The sequence below is a fragment of the Sulfitobacter sp. SBS6 genome (genome assembly GCF_048285585.1).
Lineage (GTDB): Bacteria > Pseudomonadota > Alphaproteobacteria > Rhodobacterales > Rhodobacteraceae > Sulfitobacter > Sulfitobacter pontiacus.
The window spans coordinates 296,205-319,026 of the sequence record NZ_JBLWBA010000006.1 but is presented as its reverse complement, the minus strand read 5'-3'; the positions used below and the strand labels follow the sequence as shown (position 1 = coordinate 319,026).

23 protein-coding genes and 1 tRNA gene are annotated in these 22,822 nt (G+C 60.5%); 14 read left to right on the top strand and 10 right to left on the bottom strand.

Annotated elements, in window-relative coordinates:
• The first annotated feature begins 129 nt into the window (after positions 1 to 129).
• Genes ribB through nusB form a run of 3 tightly spaced genes read left to right on the top strand, consistent with a single transcriptional unit; the run spans position 130 to position 2,284 of the window.
• A complete protein-coding gene (gene ribB / locus ACNQ62_RS10390; protein WP_114865375.1) occupies positions 130 to 1,254 on the top strand; it encodes a 3,4-dihydroxy-2-butanone-4-phosphate synthase in 1,125 nt (374 codons plus the stop codon).
• Between the two features lie 5 nt (positions 1,255 to 1,259).
• Complete coding sequence (locus tag ACNQ62_RS10385) at positions 1,260 to 1,808, top strand: 6,7-dimethyl-8-ribityllumazine synthase (protein ID WP_005849215.1); 549 nt, start codon at positions 1,260 to 1,262, stop codon at positions 1,806 to 1,808.
• Entirely contained in the window at positions 1,805 to 2,284 is a 480-nt protein-coding gene (gene nusB, locus ACNQ62_RS10380; protein ID WP_418094835.1) for a transcription antitermination factor NusB, read from the top strand. Before ACNQ62_RS10385 ends, nusB begins: the two co-directional genes overlap by 4 nt.
• A 291-nt stretch (positions 2,285 to 2,575) precedes the next feature.
• On the opposite strand, the gene ACNQ62_RS10375 is transcribed toward nusB, so the two are convergent.
• Both ACNQ62_RS10375 and ACNQ62_RS10370 read right to left on the bottom strand, forming a co-directional pair.
• Positions 2,576 to 3,343, bottom strand: a complete 768-nt coding sequence (locus ACNQ62_RS10375) for a hypothetical protein (protein WP_418094834.1) — start codon at positions 3,341 to 3,343, stop codon at positions 2,576 to 2,578.
• Complete coding sequence (locus tag ACNQ62_RS10370) at positions 3,340 to 4,668, bottom strand: hypothetical protein (protein ID WP_418094833.1); 1,329 nt, start codon at positions 4,666 to 4,668, stop codon at positions 3,340 to 3,342. The genes ACNQ62_RS10375 and ACNQ62_RS10370 overlap by 4 nt, the downstream gene beginning before the upstream one ends.
• Positions 4,669 to 4,761: 93 nt before the next feature.
• On the opposite strand from ACNQ62_RS10370, the gene ACNQ62_RS10365 reads away from it, so the two are divergent.
• Entirely contained in the window at positions 4,762 to 5,229 is a 468-nt protein-coding gene (locus ACNQ62_RS10365) for an MmcB family DNA repair protein (protein ID WP_418094832.1), read from the top strand.
• A gap of 91 nt (positions 5,230 to 5,320) precedes the next feature.
• Here ACNQ62_RS10365 and ACNQ62_RS10360 read toward each other — a convergent pair whose 3' ends face one another.
• Entirely contained in the window at positions 5,321 to 5,521 is a 201-nt protein-coding gene (locus ACNQ62_RS10360; RefSeq protein ID WP_005849205.1) for a DUF6324 family protein, read from the bottom strand.
• Between the two features lie 148 nt (positions 5,522 to 5,669).
• Here ACNQ62_RS10360 and ACNQ62_RS10355 point away from each other — a divergent pair.
• A tRNA-His gene (locus ACNQ62_RS10355) sits at positions 5,670 to 5,746 on the top strand.
• 92 nt (positions 5,747 to 5,838) lie between these two features.
• Here the strand turns inward: ACNQ62_RS10355 and ACNQ62_RS10350 are convergent.
• Complete coding sequence (locus ACNQ62_RS10350; protein ID WP_418094831.1) at positions 5,839 to 6,123, bottom strand: DUF6476 family protein; 285 nt, start codon at positions 6,121 to 6,123, stop codon at positions 5,839 to 5,841.
• Between ACNQ62_RS10350 and ACNQ62_RS10345 the strand changes: the two genes are divergently transcribed.
• From ACNQ62_RS10345 to ACNQ62_RS10330, 4 genes are all read left to right on the top strand, one after another.
• A complete protein-coding gene (locus tag ACNQ62_RS10345) occupies positions 6,122 to 7,156 on the top strand; it encodes an RluA family pseudouridine synthase (RefSeq protein ID WP_418094830.1) in 1,035 nt (344 codons plus the stop codon). The genes ACNQ62_RS10350 and ACNQ62_RS10345 overlap by 2 nt on opposite strands.
• A 166-nt stretch (positions 7,157 to 7,322) precedes the next feature.
• Entirely contained in the window at positions 7,323 to 8,219 is an 897-nt protein-coding gene (gene rpoH / locus ACNQ62_RS10340; protein WP_005849199.1) for an RNA polymerase sigma factor RpoH, read from the top strand.
• Positions 8,220 to 8,348: 129 nt separating this feature from the next.
• Positions 8,349 to 9,314: a Gfo/Idh/MocA family protein gene (locus ACNQ62_RS10335; RefSeq protein ID WP_418094829.1), complete on the top strand. Its 966-nt coding sequence runs from the start codon at positions 8,349 to 8,351 to the stop codon at positions 9,312 to 9,314.
• Positions 9,315 to 9,366: 52 nt separating this feature from the next.
• Positions 9,367 to 9,636 carry a DksA/TraR family C4-type zinc finger protein gene (locus ACNQ62_RS10330; RefSeq protein WP_005849195.1) on the top strand — a complete coding sequence of 90 codons (270 nt, stop codon included), beginning with the start codon at positions 9,367 to 9,369 and terminating at the stop codon, positions 9,634 to 9,636.
• Positions 9,637 to 9,738: 102 nt separating this feature from the next.
• On the opposite strand, the gene ACNQ62_RS10325 is transcribed toward ACNQ62_RS10330, so the two are convergent.
• From ACNQ62_RS10325 to ACNQ62_RS10305, 5 genes are all read right to left on the bottom strand, one after another.
• Entirely contained in the window at positions 9,739 to 11,559 is a 1,821-nt protein-coding gene (locus ACNQ62_RS10325; RefSeq protein WP_005849193.1) for a M3 family oligoendopeptidase, read from the bottom strand.
• 72 nt (positions 11,560 to 11,631) lie between these two features.
• Positions 11,632 to 13,230: an ATP-dependent DNA ligase gene (locus tag ACNQ62_RS10320; protein ID WP_418094828.1), complete on the bottom strand. Its 1,599-nt coding sequence runs from the start codon at positions 13,228 to 13,230 to the stop codon at positions 11,632 to 11,634.
• Positions 13,227 to 14,246 carry a ligase-associated DNA damage response exonuclease gene (locus tag ACNQ62_RS10315; protein WP_418094827.1) on the bottom strand — a complete coding sequence of 340 codons (1,020 nt, stop codon included), beginning with the start codon at positions 14,244 to 14,246 and terminating at the stop codon, positions 13,227 to 13,229. The genes ACNQ62_RS10320 and ACNQ62_RS10315 overlap by 4 nt, the downstream gene beginning before the upstream one ends.
• Positions 14,247 to 14,360: 114 nt before the next feature.
• Complete coding sequence (locus tag ACNQ62_RS10310) at positions 14,361 to 15,305, bottom strand: alpha/beta fold hydrolase (protein ID WP_418094826.1); 945 nt, start codon at positions 15,303 to 15,305, stop codon at positions 14,361 to 14,363.
• Position 15,306: 1 nt separating this feature from the next.
• Positions 15,307 to 15,597 (bottom strand): SCP2 sterol-binding domain-containing protein, encoded by a 291-nt coding sequence (locus ACNQ62_RS10305; protein WP_037944601.1) that lies wholly within the window; start codon positions 15,595 to 15,597, stop codon positions 15,307 to 15,309.
• 75 nt (positions 15,598 to 15,672) lie between these two features.
• Here ACNQ62_RS10305 and ACNQ62_RS10300 point away from each other — a divergent pair, with 75 nt between their 5' ends.
• The 5 genes from ACNQ62_RS10300 (at position 15,673) to ACNQ62_RS10280 (ending at position 20,784) form a co-directional block, all read left to right on the top strand.
• Complete coding sequence (locus tag ACNQ62_RS10300) at positions 15,673 to 16,239, top strand: tetratricopeptide repeat protein (RefSeq protein WP_278425674.1); 567 nt, start codon at positions 15,673 to 15,675, stop codon at positions 16,237 to 16,239.
• A gap of 18 nt (positions 16,240 to 16,257) precedes the next feature.
• On the top strand, positions 16,258 to 19,185 hold the full coding sequence (locus ACNQ62_RS10295) for a helicase-related protein (protein ID WP_418094825.1): 2,928 nt from the start codon (positions 16,258 to 16,260) through the stop codon (positions 19,183 to 19,185).
• Positions 19,186 to 19,572 (top strand): RNA-binding S4 domain-containing protein, encoded by a 387-nt coding sequence (locus ACNQ62_RS10290; RefSeq protein WP_005849182.1) that lies wholly within the window; start codon positions 19,186 to 19,188, stop codon positions 19,570 to 19,572.
• A 52-nt stretch (positions 19,573 to 19,624) separates the two neighbouring features.
• Complete coding sequence (gene fdxA, locus ACNQ62_RS10285) at positions 19,625 to 19,963, top strand: ferredoxin FdxA (RefSeq protein WP_005849180.1); 339 nt, start codon at positions 19,625 to 19,627, stop codon at positions 19,961 to 19,963.
• A 305-nt stretch (positions 19,964 to 20,268) separates the two neighbouring features.
• On the top strand, positions 20,269 to 20,784 hold the full coding sequence (locus tag ACNQ62_RS10280; protein ID WP_009825020.1) for a CarD family transcriptional regulator: 516 nt from the start codon (positions 20,269 to 20,271) through the stop codon (positions 20,782 to 20,784).
• Between the two features lie 79 nt (positions 20,785 to 20,863).
• On the opposite strand, the gene ACNQ62_RS10275 is transcribed toward ACNQ62_RS10280, so the two are convergent.
• A complete protein-coding gene (locus tag ACNQ62_RS10275) occupies positions 20,864 to 22,801 on the bottom strand; it encodes a cation:proton antiporter (protein WP_005854327.1) in 1,938 nt (645 codons plus the stop codon).
• Positions 22,802 to 22,822 lie beyond the last annotated feature (21 nt).

Sequence of the window (22,822 nt, the reverse complement as noted above, 5' to 3'; positions counted from 1 at the left end):
CGCCGCGCGCGGTGACGGTGCGGAATTGAGTTTATTTGGCAAAATGAAGCAGGGAGGGGGGCGGCCCTGCTCTGGCAAAGGCGCGTGGGGTGGGGTATGTGCCAATGCAACAACGATTGAGGTGACCCCATGCAATTTGAAACGCCCGGACCGGTCGAGGCTGAATTGGCGGATGCCATCGCGCCCATCGAAGAGATCATCGAAGAGGCCCGTCAGGGTCGCATGTTCGTGCTGGTCGACCACGAAGACCGCGAGAACGAAGGCGATCTGGTAATCCCCGCGCAGTTCGCGGATGCGGATGCGATCAACTTTATGGCCACCCACGGGCGCGGGCTGATCTGTCTGCCGATGACCGAGGAACGGGTCAACACGCTGGGTCTGCCGATGATGGCAGTGAATAACTCTGCCCGCCATGAAACAGCCTTTACCGTATCGATCGAAGCACGCGAGGGGGTGACCACCGGTATTTCCGCCGCCGACCGTGCGCTGACCGTGAAGGTCGCCATCGACGAGGATAAAGGCGCGGTGGATATCGCCACGCCGGGGCATGTGTTTCCGCTGCGCGCACGCGATGGCGGTGTCTTGGTCCGTGCAGGCCACACCGAGGCTGCCGTCGATATCTCGCGCCTTGCGGGGCTGCATCCGTCGGGTGTGATTTGCGAGATCATGAAGGAAGACGGCACCATGGCCCGCCTGCCGGATCTGGTTGCATTCTGTCAGCAGCACGACATGAAGATCGGTACAATCAGCGATCTGATCGCCTATCGCCACAAGCATGACAACCTGCTGGTGGAGCGCGACAGCCGCACCGTGACCTCTGCCTATGGGGGCGATTGGAAGATGCAGATTTTCACCGACGAGATCAGCGGCACCGATCATGTGGTCCTGTCCAAGGGCGATATTACCACAGAGGCTCCGGTTCTGGTTCGCACCCATGCGATCAACGCGCTTGAGGATATCCTCGGCCTCGGGCCAAGCCCCGCCGACGAATTGCCACGCGCGATGCAGATCATCGCGGACGAAGGCCGTGGCGCGGTGCTGTTGTTCCGCGATCCCGACCCGCGGTTGCGTTTCGAGGACGAAGAGGATGATCGCCCCCGCACCGTCAAACGCACCGGTCTTGGGTCGCAGATCATGGCGAGCCTTGGGTTGCACAAGCTGATCTTGCTGACGGATAACCCCGATACGCGCTATCTGGGGCTGGACGCCTATGACCTTAGCATCGTGGGCACGCGCCCCATCACGCAGGAGTAAATGCAATGGCTGCTGGAAATCATACGACGCTGACCACACCGCGCTTTGACACGCCGGTTAAGGTTCTGATCGTCATTTCGCCCTATTACTCGGACATCGCCGAGGGCTTGCTGAAAGGCGCCAAGGCAGAGCTCGAGGCCGCGGGGGCTGAATGGGACGTGGTGGAAATGCCCGGCGCGCTGGAAATCCCGACCGCCATCGGCATCTCTGACCGCAAGAGCAATTTTGACGGCTACGTGGCGCTTGGCTGTGTCATCCGCGGCGAGACGACGCATTACGAGACCGTGTGCAACGACAGCAGCCGCGCCTTGCAGCTGATGGGGTTGCAGGGCATCTGTATCGGCAACGGCATCCTGACCGTCGAGAACCACGAACAGGCCGCCGTGCGCGCCGATCCGGAGGGGCAAAACAAGGGCGGCGGTGCGGCAGCTGCGGCCTTGCATCTGATCGCGCTGAGCCGTAAGTGGGGCGACATTCGCAAAGACATCGGTTTCAAGCCGCGCTCGGATGAATATCTGATGGCGGGCGACAATGACGGACCCAAGACAGCATGACATCCTCCGCCGGCCTTTCGGGCAATCAAAAACGCAAGATGAAATCAGCTTCGCGGCTTTATGCCGTGCAGGCCCTGTTCCAGATGGAGCATTCCTCGCAAAGCTTTGACACCGTGCGCAAGGAGTTCCTTGAGCACCGCTTTGGTGCGAGCTACGACGGTCAGGAAATGATCGATGGTGACATTCGGCATTTTGCAGACCTGCTTGAGACGGCGGTGAACTATCAGGCGGCGATTGACCAGATGACCGACCGTGCGCTGGTGGCTAAATGGGCCATCGCGCGGATCGACCCTACTTTGCGTGCCTTGTTCCGCGCCGCCGGTGCCGAGCTGCGCGGGCAGGAAACGCCGCCGCGGGTTGTGATCAACGAATATGTCGACGTGGCCCGTGCATTCTTTGAGGGGGGCGACGAGCCGAAGTTCGTGAACGCCGTTCTGGATCATATGGCCCGCGAAGCCCGTCCGGAAGAGTTCTGAGCCGGACAGGCTCAGCTCATCGTCTTTGGCCGACAGCGACGGACCAGCGAAAGACCTGATATTTTCGGGCTGATATCGTCGGGAAAGTGTGACGGGACCACCGCTGCCGTTCTGTTCTATATTCCCGAGGACCTGTATGTACAGGTGGGCGCCAGATAAACGAACCAGGGCTCGAACAGAGCCAGCTCCCTCGGATTTGCTTAAGGCCACTGGAATGTAACTTTTACAAACAGGGCAGAACCCGTCACCCCCGTTAAGTAGGCGCGACAATAGCCTGCGACAAGGGGTATTCTAGCTTGGCTCGGTGTTTTCGACAAAGCGGTAGCGGGTCAGCTCTTCGGGCAGCAGCAGATAGATTTCATCGGGCGGCGTGACCAGCGCGTGCTGCATGACCAGCGGGTCAATGCCCATCTGATCCAGATAGGTCATGACCTCGCCTTGGCCGCGCTGGATGTCCTCTACCGCGACAAAGGCGGGCAGCAGGGTGCTTTCACCGAAAAAATGCTGGTGCACCCCGACAGAGGCATCCTCCGGCACGTCGCGGCTGATGCCTGCGGCCAATAGATAGGGGCAGGCGGAATAGCAGATATCGCCGCTGCGCAAGGCGGTCGTGAGCTCAGCATCCCGCAGATACCGTCCCAGACGCAGCGCGTCGCTGACTGACCCACCGGGCGAATTCAGGATCACGCCCTCGGGTTGGCGATCAAGTGCGGTGATCTGTTTCTCGATGCGTTCGGCATCACCCGCCATAATGCCCCCTTCCAGCAGCACGCGCGCGCCGCCTTCGATCACGGTCAGGGTCAGCCGTTCGGGCAGGGGTGTATCCGGCATGGGGCGGCCGCCGGGGCGGGCGCGGTCGGGTTGAAACCGGCGGGTCTGGTCGCCGGGGCGCGTGGGTTCGGTCAGCCCCGGGGCACGCGGGCCAAAGCCGGGCAGGCGCAGCCCCTCGTCCAGATCGCCCCAGAAAAGCAGCCCCGCCAATCCCAGCTGAAAGATCAGAACGCCGCCCAGAACCCGTGCCACGGGTGGGCGTTTGGAGGGATCACGTAGCAGTTTCATGCGGTTTTCGAAGGCGTGCTAAGGGCAGGATTCTCGGTCACGATATCATGGGGCGCGCTTTCATCGCGGTCACCATGCGCGTCCTCATCAACAGATGTGCCCTTCATCGCCGCATCCATGTCACGCATTGCCAGCACCGCGGCCCGCAGTTCGGCAAGGGTGAGTGTTTCCTCGATCGCGCTGCCCTCGCGGCCTTCGCGGATCGCGCCTTGGGTAATGGCGAGAATGAAGACCAGCACGGCGGGCAACAGATCAATGGCAATCGCGCCGGCCCAGGAGGGCACGAAGTTGCGCGCGTATTTGATCACCGCGTCGGCGCTGGAAATCGGGGTGTAGGTCGTCTCTGTTGGCGGGGCCATGGCCAGCACGTCTTGGGCCGCACGCTCCAGTGTGGCGGCACGTTGGGCCAGAACCTCAAGCACGGCACTGATGGTCGAGGCCTGATTGCCCCGCACCTCGACACTGCTGCCATCCAGTTCGGGCAGCACGACCGAGGCCGACAGATCCTGCGCGGCGCGTTCGACCAGCGGGGCGACTGACAGTTGCCGTAAGCGCGTGATCAACCCGGCAAGCCGTACCGCCTGTTCGGAAAATTCGACCGATCGCGCTTCCACCGGACCTGGTTCGACCGTCAGCGCGCGCATCCGGCTAAGGATCTGGTTGCCCTCGACAAAGGCGTCATTGACCAGCGGGGTCTGGGTGGCGATCTGCGCCTCCAGCCCCGACAGCTCTGCCGATTTCTGACGCAGCACGCGGAACACGGCACCACGCCCCGCCAAGCCCGACAGCCCGCCCGTGGCCTCCTGTTCGCTCAGATCCTCGAAGCTTTGACGCACACGGGCAACGTCCCGCTCCAGCCCTTGGGCGGAAAGGGTGATCTCATGCGCGCGCTCTAACGAGCCTTGGTAATCCTGCACAGTCTCGGCCAGATGCTGTTCCACCGCTGCAGATCCGGCAAGGGCGGCGGCGTTCAGCCAGCTCGACATGGCGATGATCGCGACGCTTCCCAGCGACATGGCCCCCAACAGCCCGACCCGCGCACGGGCGCTGCGCACCGCCGGAAACAGGCGCAGCATATAGGACCAGAACACAAAGATGCCCACGGAAACAGCAGCGGAATAGGCGATCGCGGCAAAGGCCGACATCGCCCCGTTGTCATCCAGCAAAGACGATACCCCAAGATAGGTGTAGATGCCCGACGCCACCGCCAGCACCCCAAGCGCTGTGCCCGAAAACGTATCGAGCCAGCCTAGATGCCCTTCAAGTTCGCGCGCATAACGGATGCCGCGCTGTTGATGTGTCGAGTTTTCGCCGTCGCGCGCCATATGCCCACCTTGTTTTCTTTTGAACTAGATAGGTTGCGCGCTGCGGATTACCAAGCGCTTGCCTGATGTTCATGAATTGTTCATATTGCTCCCATGACCCAGGCCGACCTGATGACCGCCCCGACCTTGCAACCCGGACAGTTGATTGCCCGTGGTGTGACCCGCCAGCTTGCCGCACTCGGTTTCGCGAGCGTCGAGGAACTGGTGCCGACACGGGGGCTGCGGGTAGATGTGATGGCGCTTGGCCCCAAGGGGGAGATCTGGATCGTCGAATGCAAATCCAGCCGCGCCGATTTCATGTCCGACAGCAAATGGGACAGGTACCTCGAATGGGCCGACAGGTTCTTTTGGGCGGTGGATGCGGATTTCGACGTCGACCTGCTGCCCGAGGACACCGGCCTGTTTATCGGCGACAGCTACGGGGCAGAGCTCGTGCGCATGGGACCGGAAACCCGACTGGCTGCCGCGCGCCGCAAAAAGATGACCCATCTCTTTGCCACCCATGCCGCGCGCAGACTGCATATGTTGCGCGACCCGCATGCCATGCCGCAGTGGGGCTAGGGTACATCAATATTCCAAATGGAAAATATCCCGGGGGTGCCGCGCAAAGGCGCGGCGGGGGCTGGCCCCCATCCCGACCGGGCAACGTGCTTTATCGCTTGTTCTTGCCAGCTTTGCCCGCACGATGGGCGGCGGCCATAATCTCTTCCGCGATTTCAACGGCTTCATCCGTGGTGAAATCCATCGGGATCTCGATCCCGCCTTCCGCTTCGATGAACAGCCGGACCATGCCCTTATCGGTTGGCCCGATTTGCAGGTTGGCTTCAATGTCGCGTTCTGTGTCGATGCCCATGAGGTTTCTCCGAAACTGTGTCAGGTCCCGTACCCTGCGGCGCTGGAAATGGCAAGTTTTGCCATTCTCATCTGCGACAGGACAAATCGAAGTTTGCGACGGATATGTGCTTGCATTCCTTTTTCATGAACGCTAGATCGACCGCAGTGCCGCCTTAGCTCAGTTGGTTAGAGCGCCTGATTGTGGATCAGGAGGTCCCTGGTTCGAGACCAGGAGGTGGTACCACTCTCCCCCTCAATAAAATTAGACCACATGTCTGTTCGGCGTGATGTATTTGTGCGCCTTGCCTCGGCACTGTGGTGCATAGGCTGCGCGCGTTACTCGATCGCAACGCTCTGACGCAGCTCGCCTGTCATCCGGTCAAAGATCAGAATCATATCTTCCTGTGTCACCACAGCATACCAGTCGGGGCCTTGGGTGAAGGTGACCGCTTTTTCGCCATCGGGCAGGGTGATAGAGGCCGGTAAATCGGGGCTCTTGTTCGAGAAGCGGATGACAAGTAGCCCGATCACGACTAGAAGGCCGAAAATCATTGTGGCGGTCAGCACCGTCACCAGCCGCCGCAGGAATTTGATGTTCGGGGGCTCGGAAGGATCAGTCATGTCGCACCGTCAAATTACGTTTACCATCGCGGACAGCCCGCCACCTCGCCTTGATAAGGCGCTTGCGCGCGATGTGCCAGAGGATGCGAACCTGTCGCGCACACGGCTGGGGCGTTTGCTGGAACAAGGGGCCGTGCAGGTTGACGGGGCAGTGGTAACCGATCCGCGCAGCCGTGCCGAAGCGGGGCAGCAGATCACCGTCGATGTGGAAGAGGCCGAAGACAGTCATATCCTCGCCGAGGAAATCCCGTTGGAGGTCGTCTTTGAAGACGCGGATCTGATCGTGATCAACAAGCCCGCAGGCATGGTGGTTCACCCTGCGCCGGGCAGTCCGTCGGGGACGCTGGTCAATGCGCTGCTGGCGCATTGCGGCGATGACCTGTCGGGGGTTGGCGGCATGAAACGTCCGGGCATCGTGCACCGGATCGACAAGGATACCTCGGGTCTGCTGGTTGTCGCCAAGTCTGACGCGGCCCACCACGGGCTGGCCAAACAGTTCGAGAAACACACCGTTGAACGCTATTATCAGGCCTTGGTCTACGGCGTGCCGGATGCCAACGATCCGCGCCTGCGGGGGGTGAAGGGGGCCAGCTTCGAGCCGGGCAATATCCTCAAGCTCACCACGCAGCTGGCGCGTCACCGTACCGACCGCCAGCGTCAGGCCGTGTTCTTTCAGGGCGGCCGCCACGCTGTGACCCGTGCGCGCACCGTTGCGCGGCTTGGCAATCCAGAGGTTCTGGCGCTGATGGAATGCTGGCTTGAAACCGGCCGTACCCATCAGATCAGGGTGCATATGGCCCATGCCGGTCACGCATTGGTGGGCGATCCGACCTACGGTGGCAAACGCAAGCTCGCAAAGGGCGCGGTCTCGGACGCCGCCGCCGAAGCGGTGCGTAGCTTCCCGCGCCAGGCCCTGCATGCGGCGGTACTGGGGTTCGATCATCCGGTCACGGGCGACTACGTACGCTTCGAAGCGCCGCTGCCCGGTGATATGACCGAGCTGCTCGGGGCCGTAGGCTACGACCTGCCCTAGTGCACAGTTGTGTGATCGACCTGTAGTAAAACGGTTTTTTAAGGATTATTGGGCCCAATTCACCGTCCCATGCGTTAGGCTGGGCACTTGAAACGGAGCGGGGCCCTCTCCATATCTATGTTAATCCAAATAACATGGGCCCCGGAAATTGGGGAAAGGGACAAAGATGGCTAATTACGCAAATCTGCCAGCGCCAACACCGGAAGGCGGATTGAACCGCTATATGCAGGAAATCCGCAAGTTTCCCCTGTTGGAGCCGGAAGAAGAATACATGCTCGCCAAACGGTGGGTCGAAGAGCAAGACACCGAAGCCGCGCATCGCATGGTCACCTCGCACCTGCGTTTGGCGGCCAAGATCGCCATGGGCTACCGCGGCTACGGTCTGCCGCAGGCAGAGGTGATTTCAGAAGCCAACGTCGGCCTGATGCAGGCGGTCAAACGCTTCGACCCCGAAAAAGGCTTTCGTCTGGCGACCTACGCCATGTGGTGGATCCGCGCCTCGATCCAGGAATATATCCTGCGATCCTGGTCGCTGGTGAAGCTGGGCACGACCTCGGGCCAGAAGAAACTGTTCTTCAATCTGCGCAAGGCCAAGAACCGCATCGGCGCGCTGGAAGAAGGCGACCTGCACCCCGATAACGTCAAACGTATCGCGACGGACCTTGGCGTGACCGAAACCGAAGTCATCTCTATGAACCGCCGTATGTCGGGCGGTGATGCGTCCTTGAACGCCACGGTCGGCTCCGAAGGCGAGGGGACGATGCAGTGGCAGGACTGGCTGGAAGACGAAGACGCCGACCAGGCCACCGACTACGAGGAACGGGACGAACTGGAAACCCGCCGCGAGATGCTGGCGGAGGCGCTGGATGTGCTCAATGACCGCGAGAAAGACATCCTGACCCAACGTCGCTTGTCGGACCAAACGGTCACGCTCGAAGATCTGAGCAGCCAGTATGACGTCAGCCGCGAGCGTATCCGCCAGATCGAGGTACGTGCCTTTGAGAAACTGCAAAAACGCATGCGTGATCTGGCCCGTGAAAAAGGTCTGATGGGCACCGCCTGATCGCCAGCCACGGTTTTGAATATTGATCCCCGCAAGGCGCGTCGATTTGCGGGGATTTTTTATGCGCCTCTTGATGCTCTGCCGCGGCTCCCCCTACAGTCGCGCGACACCAAACATCAGGGGATCACGATGAAAACGCTACGCTGGGGCATCCTCGGGGCTGCCCAATTCGCACAAGAACAGATGGCCCCGGCCATCCACGCGGCGAAAGGGGCCGAACTGGTTGCCCTCGCCACATCTCACCCTGACAAAGCCGCGCCCTTTCAGGCCTTTGCCCCGCAGCTTGCAGTGCACAGCAGCTACGAGGCGCTGCTCGCCGATCCGGATATCGACGCGGTCTATATCCCGCTGCCCAACCATTTGCATGTGGAATGGACGCTCAAGGCGCTGAAGGCGGGCAAACATGTCTTATGCGAAAAGCCGATGGCGATGCAGGCGCAAGACTATGAGCGGTTGATCTCCGCACGCGATACCACGGGCCTGCTGGCGGCCGAAGCCTTTATGATCGTCCATCACCCCCAATGGATACGCGCCCGAGAGATCGTGCAATCGGGCAGCCTGGGGCGGCTGCGCCACGTGGCGGTCAACTTCTCGTTCTTCAACGACGATACCGGCAACATCCGCAACGACCCCAAGGCCGGTGGGGGCGTGCTGCCGGACATCGGTACCTATGCCTTCGGCTGCACCCGTTTCGTCACGGGGCAAGAGCCGACCGCGATCTCCCATGCCAAGATCGACTACGAAAACGATGTCGATGTCTTCGCGCAGGTCGCGGCCCGCTTCGACGGGTTTGACCTTTCCGCAACCGTGTCCATGCGCATGTTCCCGTTTCAGCAGGTCATCCTCCACGGCGAAAAAGGTATTCTGCGTCTGACCTGCCCGTTCAACCCGACGGTCTATTCCCAAGCCGAGCTGCATCTCGAGACCGCACAGAACAGCACCACCGTCGAACGCTTTCCCGGCGTGAACCACTATGTACAACAGGTCGAAAACTTTGGCGCGTCAGTGACCGAGGGCACGGCCTATCCTTGTCCGCTTGAATTCAGCCGCGGCACGCAACGCATGACGGATATGGCCTTTGCCGCCGGGGGTTGAGCCTTGGCACTTGCGACCTACCTATAAGGGGTAACACTCAAGGGGGATGATCATGGCCGGAGGATGGGCGAAAGACGGCGCTGTCAGTGAACAGATCGAAGCGTCGATCAACGATGAACTGGCCCGCCTCAAGGCGCGCAAGGCCCCTCAGGGCGAAAGCCGCACCCATTGCGCCGAATGCGAAGAACCGATCCCCGAGGCGCGCCGCCAAGCTTTGCCGGGCGTAAAGCTCTGCATTGATTGCGTGCGCGAACGGGACGGTCTGGCGCAGGCCCGCGGTGGCATCAACCGGCGCGGCAGCAAAGATAGCCAGCTGAAATAGCCAAAAGCAAAACGGGGCGCTGCATCTGCACCGCCCCGACCAATTTCCAAATGGTCTTAAATCCTCGCCGAAGGCATTAAACTCTTATGCCTTCCCGCCGGATCAATCCTCCATCGCTTCCAGTTCATCAATGAAGCCCGAAATCATCGACAGGCCCTTATCCCAGAACGCGGGGTCAGAGGCATCAAGGCCGAAGGGGGCCAGAAGCTCCTTGTGGTGCTTCGATCCGCCCGCTTTCAGCATATCGAAATACTTGTCCTCAAAACCCGGCTCGCCTTCTTCGTAGACCGCATAGAGCGCGTTTACCAAGCCGTCGCCGAAGGCGTAGGCATAGACATAAAAGGGCGAATGGACGAAGTGGGGGATATAGGCCCAGAAGGTCTCGTAGCCGTCCATGAATTCAAACGCTGGCCCAAGGCTCTCGCCCTGCACCGACATCCACAGCGCGTTAATATCGTCTGGTGTCAGCTCTCCACCACGGCGGGCGTCGTGCAGTTTGCATTCGAAATCATAAAAGGCGATCTGGCGCACGACCGTGTTGATCATATCCTCGACCTTGCCGGCCAGCAGCACTTTGCGCTCGGCATTAGTTTTGGCGCCGTCCAGCATCTTGCGGAAGGTCAGCATCTCGCCAAAGACAGAGGCGGTTTCGGCCAAGGTCAGCGGTGTGGAAGATAACATCTCGCCCTGACCTGCGGCCAGCACCTGATGCACGCCGTGGCCCAGCTCATGCGCCAGTGTCATCACATCGCGCGGTTTGCCCAAGTAGTTCAGCATCACATAAGGGTGCACGTCGGTCACGGTGGGGTGGGCAAAGGCACCGGGGGCTTTACCCGGTTTGACGCCTGCATCGATCCAACCTTCGGTAAAGAAGGGGGCCGCGATTTCTCCCATACGGGGATCGAAGGCGTTGTAGGCGTCCATGACGGTCTTTTCGGCCTGTTCCCAGCTGACGGTTTTGGGGTCTTCCATCGGTAGGGGGGCGTTGCGGTCCCAGACCTGCATGGTGTCGAGGCCCAGCCATTTGCGTTTCAGCTCGTAGTAGCGGTGGCTGAGTTTAGGGTAGGCGTTGACCACCGCATCGCGCAGCGCTTCGACGACCTCGGGTTCGACGTGGTTTGACAGGTGGCGGCCGGTTTGCGGTGTGGGCATCCCGCGCCAGCGGTCGATGACCTCTTTTTCCTTGGCTTGCGTGTTGTGCACGCGGGCAAAGGTCCGGATATTGGCCTGAAACACATCCGCCAATTCGCGCGCCGCGGCTTCGCGCAGATCACGCGACGGGTCGGTCAGCAGGTTCAGCACGCCTTCGATGTTCAGCGGCTCGTCGTTTACCTCAAATTCCAGTCCGGCGATGGTTTCATCGAACAGACGCTCCCATGCGTCGCCGACGACGCCCAAATCATGCAGGAACTTTTCCATCTCGTCGGAAAGCTGGTAATCCTTCATCGCGCGGATACGGTCGAACACCGGCTTATACCGCGCCAGATCCGCTTTTTGGCTCAGCAGGTTGGCAAGGTGATCATCCTCCAGCCGGTTCAGCTCCAGCGTGAAGAACACCAGCGGGGTGGTAAAGTTGGTGATCTTCTCTTGCGCGTCCGACATGAATTTTGCACGGCCGGAATCGGTGGTCAGCTGGTAATAGCGCAGCCCCGCGTAAGACATGATGCGCCCGGCGATCTGGTTGATCTTCTCATTGCGCAGCACACAGTCCAGCAATTCGTTCGCATCCAGTTCGGCCAGTTTGCCTTCGTAATCCTCGGCAAAGCTGCGGCAGGCCTCTTCAAGCCAGTCCAGATCGCGCTTGAGCTCGGGCGCGTCTTCACCGGTGTACAGATCGTCAAGATTCCACTCAGGCAGCTTGCCGAAGGCAGAGGCCCCGGAACCGGCGTTGGCATCAAGGACGGGGACGGGCAGTTGAAACATGAAAAACCTCTTTTTGACGTTAAATCTACCTAAGCACGGGTCCGCGGCAAAGCAAGGCGATGGCGGCGCGGATTAGCCGTAAATCCGCAGCATTTCTTCAAGATCGGCCAATGTGTTGGCTTCTTGCAGGGGCTTGTCCTGCCGCCAGCGCAGCATCCGCGGAAAGCGCAAGGCGACGCCCGATTTATGCCGCGTGCTGCGCTGGATGCCTTCGAAGGCGATCTCGAACACATGATGCGGGGTGACCTTGCGCACGGGACCAAACCGTTCGAGCGTATTCTTTCGCACCCAAGCCGTGATCTTGCGAAACTCGGCATCCGTCAGGCCGCTATAAGCTTTGGTAAAAGGCACCAGATCATTGCCGTTCCAAACCGCAAAGGTGAAGTCTGTGAACAGGTTGGCGCGTCGTCCTGACCCGGATTGGGCATAGATCATCACCGCATCAATGGTCAGCGGGTCCAGCTTCCATTTCCACCAAACGCCCTTCTTTCGCCCCGCCAGATAGGGGCTGTCGGCACGTTTCAGCATGACCCCTTCGGCCTGCGCTTCGCGTGCGGTGGCGCGTTGGTCGGCCAGCGCATCCCATGTGGGGAAGGTCAGTTGCGGCGACAGGCGGATCGGCGCATCGTCGGGCGGGGCGGCGCAGGCCTGTTCCAGCAGCGCACGGCGCTCGGCGAAGGGGCGGGAGCGAATATCTTCGCCCTGCCATTCCAGCAGGTCGTAGGCGTGCAGCACCACCGGGGCTTCGGCCAGCAGTTTCTTCGGCACGGTTTTGCGGCCAATCCGGGCTTGCAGCGCATTGAAGGAGGAGGGCGCAGGCTGTCCGTCGGGCCAGACCAGCAGCTCGCCGTCCAGAACCGTGCCGTCGGGCATGAAGTCCACCGTACGGGCGAGCTCGGGGAAGCGGTCGGTCATCAGCTCTTCACCGCGCGACCAGACGAAATAGGCACCGTCCCGCAGGATCAACTGGCCGCGGATGCCGTCCCATTTCCATTCGGCACGCCAGTCTTGCGGATCCCCCAGTTCTTGCGGCTCGGCTTCCAGCCCATAAGCCAGATAGAAGGGATAGGGGCGCGATGCGTCGGCAGAGGCATCTTCGGCCTCTACCAGCCCATGCCATGTGGTGTCGTCGGGGTGCCAGTTGCCCATGAGGCGATGCGCAAGCTCGGGCTCGGGTTTGCCTGTGGCGCGAGACAGGGCGCGGGTCATCAGCTTTTGGCTGACGCCCACTCGAAACCCGCCGGTGATCAGCTTGTTGAAGATAAATCGTTCGGTCCCGCCAAGCGTCGCCCATGCGTCAAGGACAAAGGCTTTTCGGGCCTCTTCATCCTGGGTGTAAATCTCGCGCAGTGCCGCTATCCACGCGGCAAGCGGTTGATCATCCTGCGTCGGGTTGGGGGGCAGAACGAGCGTGATCGTCTCGGCCAGATCGCCAACGATGCTGTAGCTTTCCTCGAACAGCCACAGGGGGATGTTCGCGCGCTCGGCGGCCCATTCGCGCAGCTTGGTGGTGGTGACGGCGCGTTTGGGGCGGCGGCCGGAAAACAGGGCGATGGTCCATAGCCGGTCGTCATCCGGTGCCGCGCTGAAATAATCGGCCAGTGCTGCGACTTTCACTGTTGTCTTGGTGCTTTGGTCGATGGCGTTGAACAGCGCGGCAAACCGTTTCATTCGCTTGCGTCCTTATCCAGGGTCTCACCTTCGAACTGGGTGGGAACGACCTGCGCTTGCCAGCCGCTATCGGCCAGAAACCGGCTGAAGACATCGGTGTAACCATGTGTCACATATATGTTTTCGGCTTCTGTCGCTTTGATCGCCGAGAGCAGCCCATCCCAATCCGCATGGTCCGAGATGATAAAGCCGCGATCGCCCGCACGGCGTCGACGTACACCCCGCACGGCCATCCATCCGCTGGCAAAGGCGGTTTCCTGCGGGCCGAATTTTTTCGACCACGCACTGCCCAAGGCACCGGGTGGGGCCAGCACAATCGCGCCGCGGTGATCCTTGGGGTTCAGATCCGCATCGGCGAGGATCGTGTCGGGCAGGGTGATCCCCTGTTCACGCATGACGCGATTGGTGTTCTCGGTCGCCGTGTGGGTCAGGATCGGGCCGATGTCGGGGTCGAGCATCGATAGCAAACGTTGGGCCTTACCCAAGGCATAAGCGCCCAGAAACGCCGTTTTGCCCTGTGCCGCGCAGCCTGCCCACCATGCGTTGATCTCTGCCGCCACGGCGGCTTGCTCGGCCCAGCGAAACACCGGCAGGCCAAAGGTGCTTTCGGTGATGAAGTGATGACATCTCACCGGCTCGAACGGGTCGGACAGCCCGTCATCGACCACCTTGTAATCGCCCGAGGCAACCCAGACCTCGCCGTCGACCTCAACGCGTATCTGGGCAGAGCCGGGGACGTGGCCGGCGGGGTGAAACGATACCTGCGCCCCGCCGATCTGCCGCACCTCGCCATATGCGATGCCGTCAGCGGTGATATCGCCCAAACGGTGGCGCATGACGGGCAGGGCGATGTCGGTGGCAAGGTACCGGTTCATGCCCCAGCGGGCGTGATCGGAATGCCCGTGGGTGATCAGAGCACGGTCCACAGGCCCCCACGGGTCGATATAGAAATCACCCGCGGGGCAATAAATGCCGTTTTGGTTGAATGTCAGAACAGGTTGCTTGGCCATGCGCATAAGCTAGCGGGGCGCGCGCGTTTGAACAGGGTGGCTGAGAAAATCCTCGCCGATGCCGAGTTTTCCGTCGAAATAAAAGTAGGTTGCAGGCGGAAGTTCATCCTGCGATCCGCGCTACTTTTTGGCGTTTCCAAAGAACAGGGCCGCCATCTCATCCACCGTTTTGTCGCGGGTGGCGGGGATTTCCATCAGCACTTCGTGCTCTGCGCCGTCAATGATATGCAGCTTACCGCCTTTCCAAGTCTCCATTCGAGCGTGGATGCGGCCCCTGTGCACGATACGTTCGTTGGACCCGAGGAATGTGGCGCAGGGCAGGCTGGGGGCGGCGCGAAGGGACAGATGCTTGGTCTCGGACAAAGCCTCGCGCAGCCAGATAAAGCTGGGCCCGCCCAAAGACAGTTCGGGATGGGCCGCCAGTTGCGTGCGCATCATCTCGTACATCTCGGGGTCGGTGGTGAGCATGTTGTTCTCGAACGGTGCGGTCGAGATATAGGATGCCGCCTGCGTGCCCATGGGCAGCTTGTAGCCCTGACCGATGCGCGGCATCAGGTTGGACAGCCCCGCGGCCACCAGACGCATGTGCGGCGCGATATGGATACCCCACATCGGCGCGGTAAAGGCGGCGGCCTGCACCGACAGACCCTCCATACAGGCGCGCAGGCCGATGGCCCCGCCCATGGAGTGCGCCAGCAGGAAATACGGGCGCGGCAGCTGCAAGGCGCGGGCTGTCCGCATCATGGCCGCCACGTCTTTTTGATAGTCAGAGAAGACATCGACATGGCCGATGTTGCGGTCGGGGATCAACCGGTCCGACAGACCTTGCCCCCGCCAATCAATCGCCATGACCGCCAGCCCCTTTTTCGCAAAGGCGCTTGCGGTCATCGCATATTTTTCCACGTATTCGGTGCGGCCGGGGAAAAGCAGCACGGTGCCCTTTGCCCCGTCCAGCGGCCAATGCGCGACGCGCAGCTTTTTACCATCCGATGTCTCGGCCCAATGCGCCTGACCCGTTTCGGGCAGCGGCGCAATATCGGTGAAAAAGGGCGCGGTTTCCAGCATATTAGGAGAGAACGGACGCCAGCTTCATCGCCATGCCCATGTCGCCGTCAATCTTGAGCTTGCCGCTCATGAAGGCACCGGTCGGGTTGGTGTCGCCGGACAGGATCGCCTGGAAAGTTTCTGCGTCAGCAGAAAGGGTTACATCCGCTTCTTCATCCGCGGCGCGTGCGCCGGTCGAATCCATCATGACAGTGCCTTCGTCTTCGATGTCGAACTTGGCTGTGCCGTCAAAGTCGGCCCCCGCCAGTTTTTCGTTCAGCACTGTTACAGCTTGGTTCACAATATCGCTCATCATAGGCCCTTTTCTTGGCAAATGGTGCCGACACGTCTGGAATTGTGGCGGCAGCCTGTTACATTCACTCTTGTTATGGGCAACCGCATCGTCAACCTCAAACATACCGTCGCGGCACTTGGTCTCTGGGTGTTGCTTGGGGGTATAAGTTTCGCGCAAATGTCGCCCCCCGCGGCGGCGGAATTACTGCAGGATTTACGCGATGCCCCCGCCGCAGAGGCACCGCGAATCGAACGTGATGTGCAGCGCGCTTGGGCGCGGTCCGGCTCGGCCGCGATGGATTTGCTGTATTCGCGTGGTCGCGATGCCATGTCAGAGGGGGACACCACCTTGGCGATCGCCCATCTGACAGCTCTGACGGATCACGCCCCTGATTTTGCCGAAGGCTATCACGCCCGTGCACAGGCCTATTTCGCCGCAGGTCTCTATGGCCCTGCAATCGATGATCTGGAAACAACGCTTGCCTTGAACCCGCAGCAGTATAACGCCATCTTCGGTCTGGGGGCGATCCTGCAGGAGTTTGGCGATCTGCGGGCGGCTGCCGATCTCTATCGCCGAGTGTTAAGCATTAACCCTCACCATGATAACGCGCAAAGGGCGCTCGACGGGCTGCGGCGCGACGGCATCGGGCGCACGCTTTAACGATCTAAGGAATTTCTGGTGGCAGGTGACAGCAGGGTCGTGGCCGTTTTGGGCCCGACCAATACAGGCAAGACGACCTATGCAATTGAACGGATGTTGGCGCATCGCACGGGGGTGATCGGGCTGCCGCTGCGTTTGCTCGCGCGTGAGGTCTATGACCGCATCGTTGCCCTGCGTGGCCCGTCCATCGTGGCACTGGTCACAGGCGAAGAACGGATCGTGCCGCCGCGCACCCAATATTGGGTCTGCACCGTCGAGGCGATGCCCGAAGGCATGGGCGCTGATCTGGTCGCGGTCGATGAGATCCAGCTTTGTGCGGATCCAGAGAGGGGGCATGTCTTTACCGACCGTCTTTTGCGTGCGCGCGGTCAACACGAGACGCTTTTCATGGGGTCCGACACCATGCGCGGCTCAATCGCGGCGCTGGTGCCAGAGGCGCAGTTCATCCGGCGCGAGAGAATGTCGGAATTGATCTATTCTGGTCAGAAAAAGATAAGTCGGATGCGTCCGCGCAGCGCAATCGTCGGGTTTTCGGTTGAGAATGTATATGCGATTGCAGAGCTGATCCGGCGTCAGAAGGGCGGTGCGGCGGTGGTTATGGGTGCGCTCAGCCCGCGCACGCGCAACGCGCAGGTCGCCATGTATCAAAACGGCGAGGTCGACTATCTGGTGGCCACGGATGCCATTGGGATGGGGCTGAACCTTGATGTGGACCACGTCGCTTTCTCGGCACTCAGCAAGTTTGACGGGCGTCGGATGCGACCCTTGGCCCCGAACGAACTGGCGCAGATTGCCGGACGGGCAGGGCGCGGGTTCAAGAGCGGTACATTCGGTGTCACGGGCGATGCGTCTCCGCTTGATGATGGTGTCGCGCGGGCCATTATGGATCATCAGTTCACACCGCAGAACAAGCTCAACTGGCGCAACCCCGCGCTGCAGTTCGGGTCCATTGACCGGCTGATCCAGACGCTTGAAATGTCGCCGGACAATGAACGCTTGTTCAAAGCGCGCGAGGCCGATGATCTGCGCGCGCTCAAGAATCTCGCCGTTGATGCCGAGATCGCGGCGCGCTGTACCGATGGGCCATCGGTGCGCCTACTGTGGGATGTCTGCCGGATTCCCGACTTTCGTGGTATAAGCCATGCAGAGCACGCCAGCCTGCTGGAGCAGATTTTCAACTTCCTGCACCAGCGCGGTTCGATCCCCGACGACTGGCTGGCGCGGCAAATTAAACGCATAGATCGAACCGATGGCGACATTGATGCGTTATCCAAACGATTGGCGTTTATTCGCACCTGGACCTACGTGACACAGCGCAAAGGCTGGACAGGTGACGAAAGCCATTGGCGACACGAGGCGCGTGTCGTAGAAGACAGACTGTCGGATGCGCTGCACGAGCGTCTGACCCAAAGATTTGTAGATCGGCGCACATCCGTGCTTTTGCGCCGGCTAGGACAGAAGGAAGCCATGGTGGCCGAAGTAAACGAGACCGGTGAAGTAACCGTTGAAGGCGAATTTGTTGGCAAGCTGGACGGGTTCCGCTTTCGCCAAGACAAAGGCGCAGGCGTTGCCGAAGATAAAACGATCAAAGCTGCATCGTTGCAGGCGCTGGCTCCTCAGTTCCATTTGCGGGCGGATCGTTTCTACAACGCGCCTGATACAGAGATTGATTTCACAGAGCAGGGCGGCCTCATGTGGGGCAGCTCTGCCGTGGGTAAACTGGTTGCGGGCTCCGATCCGCTGAAGCCCGGTGTCGAGGTCTTCGTCGATGACGTTGCGGGCCCCGAGGTCGCGCAAAAAGTGCAGCGCCGTTTGCAGCATTTCATCGACCGCAAGGTCGCAGCCCTGTTCGAGCCACTGATCGCCCTGTCAAAGGACGAGGCGCTGACCGGTCTGGCCCGTGGCTTTGCCTTCCGCATGGTTGAAAACCTTGGTATTCTGCCACGCGCTGATGTGGCGGACGAGGTGAAAGCCCTGGATCAAGACGCCCGTGGCGCGCTGCGCAAGCATGGTTTGCGCTTTGGTCAGTTCACCATCTTTATGCCTTTGTTGCTGAAGCCTGCGCCGACACGTTTGCGTCTGGTGCTGTGGTCGATTTCCAAAGGGCTGAATGAATTCCCTGAATCGCCGCCCCCCGGTCTGGTCACCATCCCCGTAGACACCAGCGCGCCCGAAGGCGCTGCGACGATGGCCGGGTACCGCAACGCGGGTGAACGCGCGATCCGTATCGATATGCTGGAACGTCTGGCCGATATGCTGCGCTCCGAAGATTCGCGCGGCGGATTCGAGGCGAAGGCCGATATGCTGTCGATCACGGGCATGACGCTCGAACAATTCGCCACGTTGATGGAAGGTCTGGGCTATAAGGCCGAAAAGGCCGAGCGCACCAAGGTGAAAGCCGTTGATACTGTCGTGCCTCACGACGGTGCACCGATGGCTGCCGACAAAGGCGCAGACGCCGAGACGCCAGTGATGGATGTCGCGGCCGAGCAACCTGCCGGTGGTATCGTCGAAGATCCGGCGGCTGCTCAGGCGGATGACATCGTGCCCGCAACTTCGGATATGCCCGATGACGGGATCGCCCCGATGGTCGAGGAACTGGCCGAGACACCAGAGGTCGATGACCACATCCCCGACACCCCTGCCGAGGAAAACCCCCAAGGCACAGCGCCTGACGCCGATATCGCAGGTGCCGAGCTTGAGACATATTATGTCTTTACCTGGGGGCGCACACCCCGTGGCAATGCCCAAGGCCAGCGTCGCGGCGGCGGGGATCGTCCACAAGGGAAGGGGAAGCCCGGACCGCGTGGCAAGAAGGGTGCACCGCGTGGTGACAAGGGCGGCAAAGCCCAGAAGTTCAGCAGCAAGCCCGCCCGTGCCGAAAAGCCGATCGACCCCGACAACCCATTCGCCGCTGCGCTAATGGGGCTGAAAGACAACAAGTAATTGTCCGAAGCGCCGACAAAGCTGCGGCTTGATAAGTGGCTGTGGCATGCGCGGTTTTATAAAACGCGTTCTCTGGCGGCTGCCCGCGTGCAAGCGGGGGCCGTCAGGGTCAACGGCAGCGTCGCGCAAAAGCGTGCGACGCTGGTTGTGGTTGGCGACGTGCTGACCTTTGCTATGGGCGACGATGTGCGGGTGATCCAGATAGAGGGCATCGGCACCCGCCGTGGCCCGGCCCCCGAGGCGCAAACGCTTTACACCGATCTGTCCCCGCCGGTCCCCCGATCCGAGAAAAAACAACCTGAAAATCCGGCATTTGAGGGAAAAGGGCGCCCCAGTAAGCGTGATCGCCGCGTGCTTGATCTTTCTCGGGCGCGCCACCTTGAATGATACGCTGTGCTGACGTATCTCCTGCGTTAAACCTGCCATAAAAGATGATGTTATGACCTATATCGTTAACGATGCCTGTATCGCCTGCAAATACACTGACTGCGTTGAAGTATGTCCGGTGGATTGCTTCTATGAGGGCGAAAACATGTTGGTCATTCATCCCGATGAATGCATCGACTGCGGCGTTTGCGAACCTGAATGCCCCGCCGACGCGATCCGCCCCGATACAGAGCCGGACATGGAGAAGTGGGTTGAATTCAACCGCAAATACTCTGAACTTTGGCCCGTGATCATCACCAAGAAAGACCCGCTGCCCGAGGCAGAGGAACGCGATGGTGAAGAGGGCAAGCTCGAGAAGTATTTCTCTGAAGCACCCGGCGAAGGCGGCTAAGCGATTCGCACTTGGATGCATGGGTCATCGCTGCGTGTGACGCCACCTGATCCCCTTTATTTATTCGATTAACACGTATTTGATCGAATCTATGCCGCCCCCCGCTTTCGGGGGGGGCAATTTTGTGATATACATTGTCGCAAATGATGATACCTACGCGCCAAATCTCAACCGTTTTGCACAGGTTGAACCAGAACATCTGAAGTTATGAAATGAGGCTGACGGCTCTTTGGGCCGGTCGGCCTTTGTCGTTGTGACAGCATATTTACCCATGCGGGCCGTCCCCGCGCCCAAGGAGCCACTGTATGAGCAAGTCGAAGAAGCTAGATTTCCGCCCGAATGAATTCGTTGTTTATCCGGCGCATGGCGTTGGTCAGATCATCTCGGTCGAAGAGCAGGAAGTCGCGGGCATCTCGCTGGAGCTGTTCGTTATCGCGTTCGAGAAAGACAAGATGACGCTGCGGGTGCCCACCCATAAGGCGACAGAAATTGGCATGCGCGCGCTCAGCAGCCCTGACGTGATCAGCCATGCGATGAAAACCCTGAAGGGTAAGGCCAAGGTCAAACGCGCCATGTGGTCGCGCCGCGCGCAGGAATATGAGCAAAAGATCAACTCCGGTGATCTGATCGCCATCGCCGAAGTCGTACGCGACCTGCACCGCACCGACGACCAGCGCGAGCAAAGCTATTCCGAGCGTCAGCTGTATGAAGCCGCGCTTGAGCGTCTGACCCGTGAAGTTGCCGCCGTCGCCGGTGGGGACGAACTGGCGGCCTCCAAGCAGGTCGGTGATGTTTTGGAAAGCCGCGTCGCCGCGGCCTGATCGCATCCGTTAAGTTTTGAAAAGCCGCGCCTGATATCATATCGGGCGCGGCTTTTTGGTGTCTGAAGGGCGAGGGGGGCTACGACCCTTGGGTCTTATCCTCTTGGTCAATCCGGTTCAGAAAAGCGGTTTCCAGATCCTTTTGTAGCTCTTTCGCGCGGGCCACATAGGCTTTGTTCTCGCTTGGCGGGATGTCAGGGCGCCACAGGGCCGCCAGCTCGCGCACAGACGCACGGTCGTGCGAATAGAACATCCGCTGCGCCTCTGCCGCCTCGTAGTCAGAGAGCCCGAGGTTCTCCAACACATAGCGCCCCGCCCGAAGCGAGCTGTCGAACATTTCGCGCACGATGTCATTCGCGCCGGCCTGGTATTGTTGGTACACATCCGTTCGGTCATGGGCGCGGGTTACGATATGCAGGTCGGGGCGTTCCTTGCGCGCATAGGCGATAAGCTGCAAGGCCGACTTGGGATCATCCAGCGCGACAACCAGAACCTTGGCATCGCGCAGACCGGCCTTGCGCAGAATATCAGCGCGGGTCGGATCGCCCAAGAATGCCTTGAAGCCAAAGCGGCGCATGACGGCAATGGTTTCGGGGTTGTGGTCCAGAACGACGGTGCGAAAGCCACTGGCCTGCACCAGACGGTTCACAATCTGCCCGAACCGCCCGACACCCGCGATGATCACGGTGCCCTGCTCGTCAATCTCGTCCGCAACGATGGGGCCGGATTTCGTATCCATCCGTTTGCTGATCTGGTCATAGGTGATGAACAGCAGCGGTGTGATCAGCATCGATAGGGCGACGACCAGCAACAATGTCTCGGCCACGTCATTGGGCATGACCCCCGTGGCGACCGAGAAGCTGACCAGCACAAAGCCGAATTCACCCGCCTGCGCCAGACCAAGCGCAAAAAGCCAGCGGTCGCGCCCTTGCAGCTTGAACAGGGTGCCAAGCCCGTAAAGGATCAGACCCTTCACCAGAATAACCAGCAGCGCCATCCCGACGATGATGATCGTATCGGCGAACAGCAGATCAAAGTTGATACCCGCCCCCACGGTGATGAAGAACAGCCCCAGCAGCAGCCCTTTGAACGGCTCGAGGTCGGTTTCCAGTTCGTGCCGGAATTCGCTGCTGGCCAGCACCACCCCCGCAAGGAAGGCCCCAAGCGCGGGCGACAGGCCCACCAGCATCATCAGGAAGGAAATCCCGACGACGATCAGCAGGGCCAAAGCGGTATACATCTCGCGCAGCTTGGCGGCGTGGATAAACCGGAAAACGGGGCGGGTGAAAAACACGCCGGTGATGATGATCCCGGCAATGGCACCCAAGGTGACCAGCGTGATGGCCCAGCCCGGCAGCCCCTGCACCAGTGAAATCGCCGCCTGCGCGGTTTCCGCACCATGACCTGCTGCCGCAGGACCATGCCCCGAGGCTGCCTCTGCCCCGTGGGCGGCATCCTCGGGGTTCACCGAGATCGATCCGTCCGGCCGCATTTGCGCGGGCAGCTGCGCCACAAGCAGCGGCAGGAACGCGAGGATCGGGATCACCGCGATATCTTGCGTCAGCAGCACCGAAAAGACAGATCGTCCGCCCGCTGTTTGCATCAAACCCTTTTCTGAAAGGGTTTGCAGCACGATCGCGGTTGACGACAGCGACAGCGTGAGACCGATCGCAATCGCCACACCCATCGGCTGGTCATAGGCCATCGCGATGCCCATCAGCGCCGCAGCGCTGAGCACGACCTGCATCCCGCCAAGCCCCAGCAGCCGGTGGCGCATGTTCCACAGGGCGCGGGGTTCAAGCTCTAGCCCGATGAGGAACAGCATCATCACGACACCAAATTCGGCGAAATGCTGCAAATCCTTGGTTTCCGATCCGACCAGCCCGAAGGCCGGCCCGATCAGGATCCCCGCCGCGAGATATCCCAGCACCGACCCCAGCCCCAGACGCGATGCGATGGGAACCGCAATCACCGCCGCAGCGAGATAGATCGAGGCTTGAAACAGGAAACCTTCCATAAGGGGCATACTTTCTTTGTG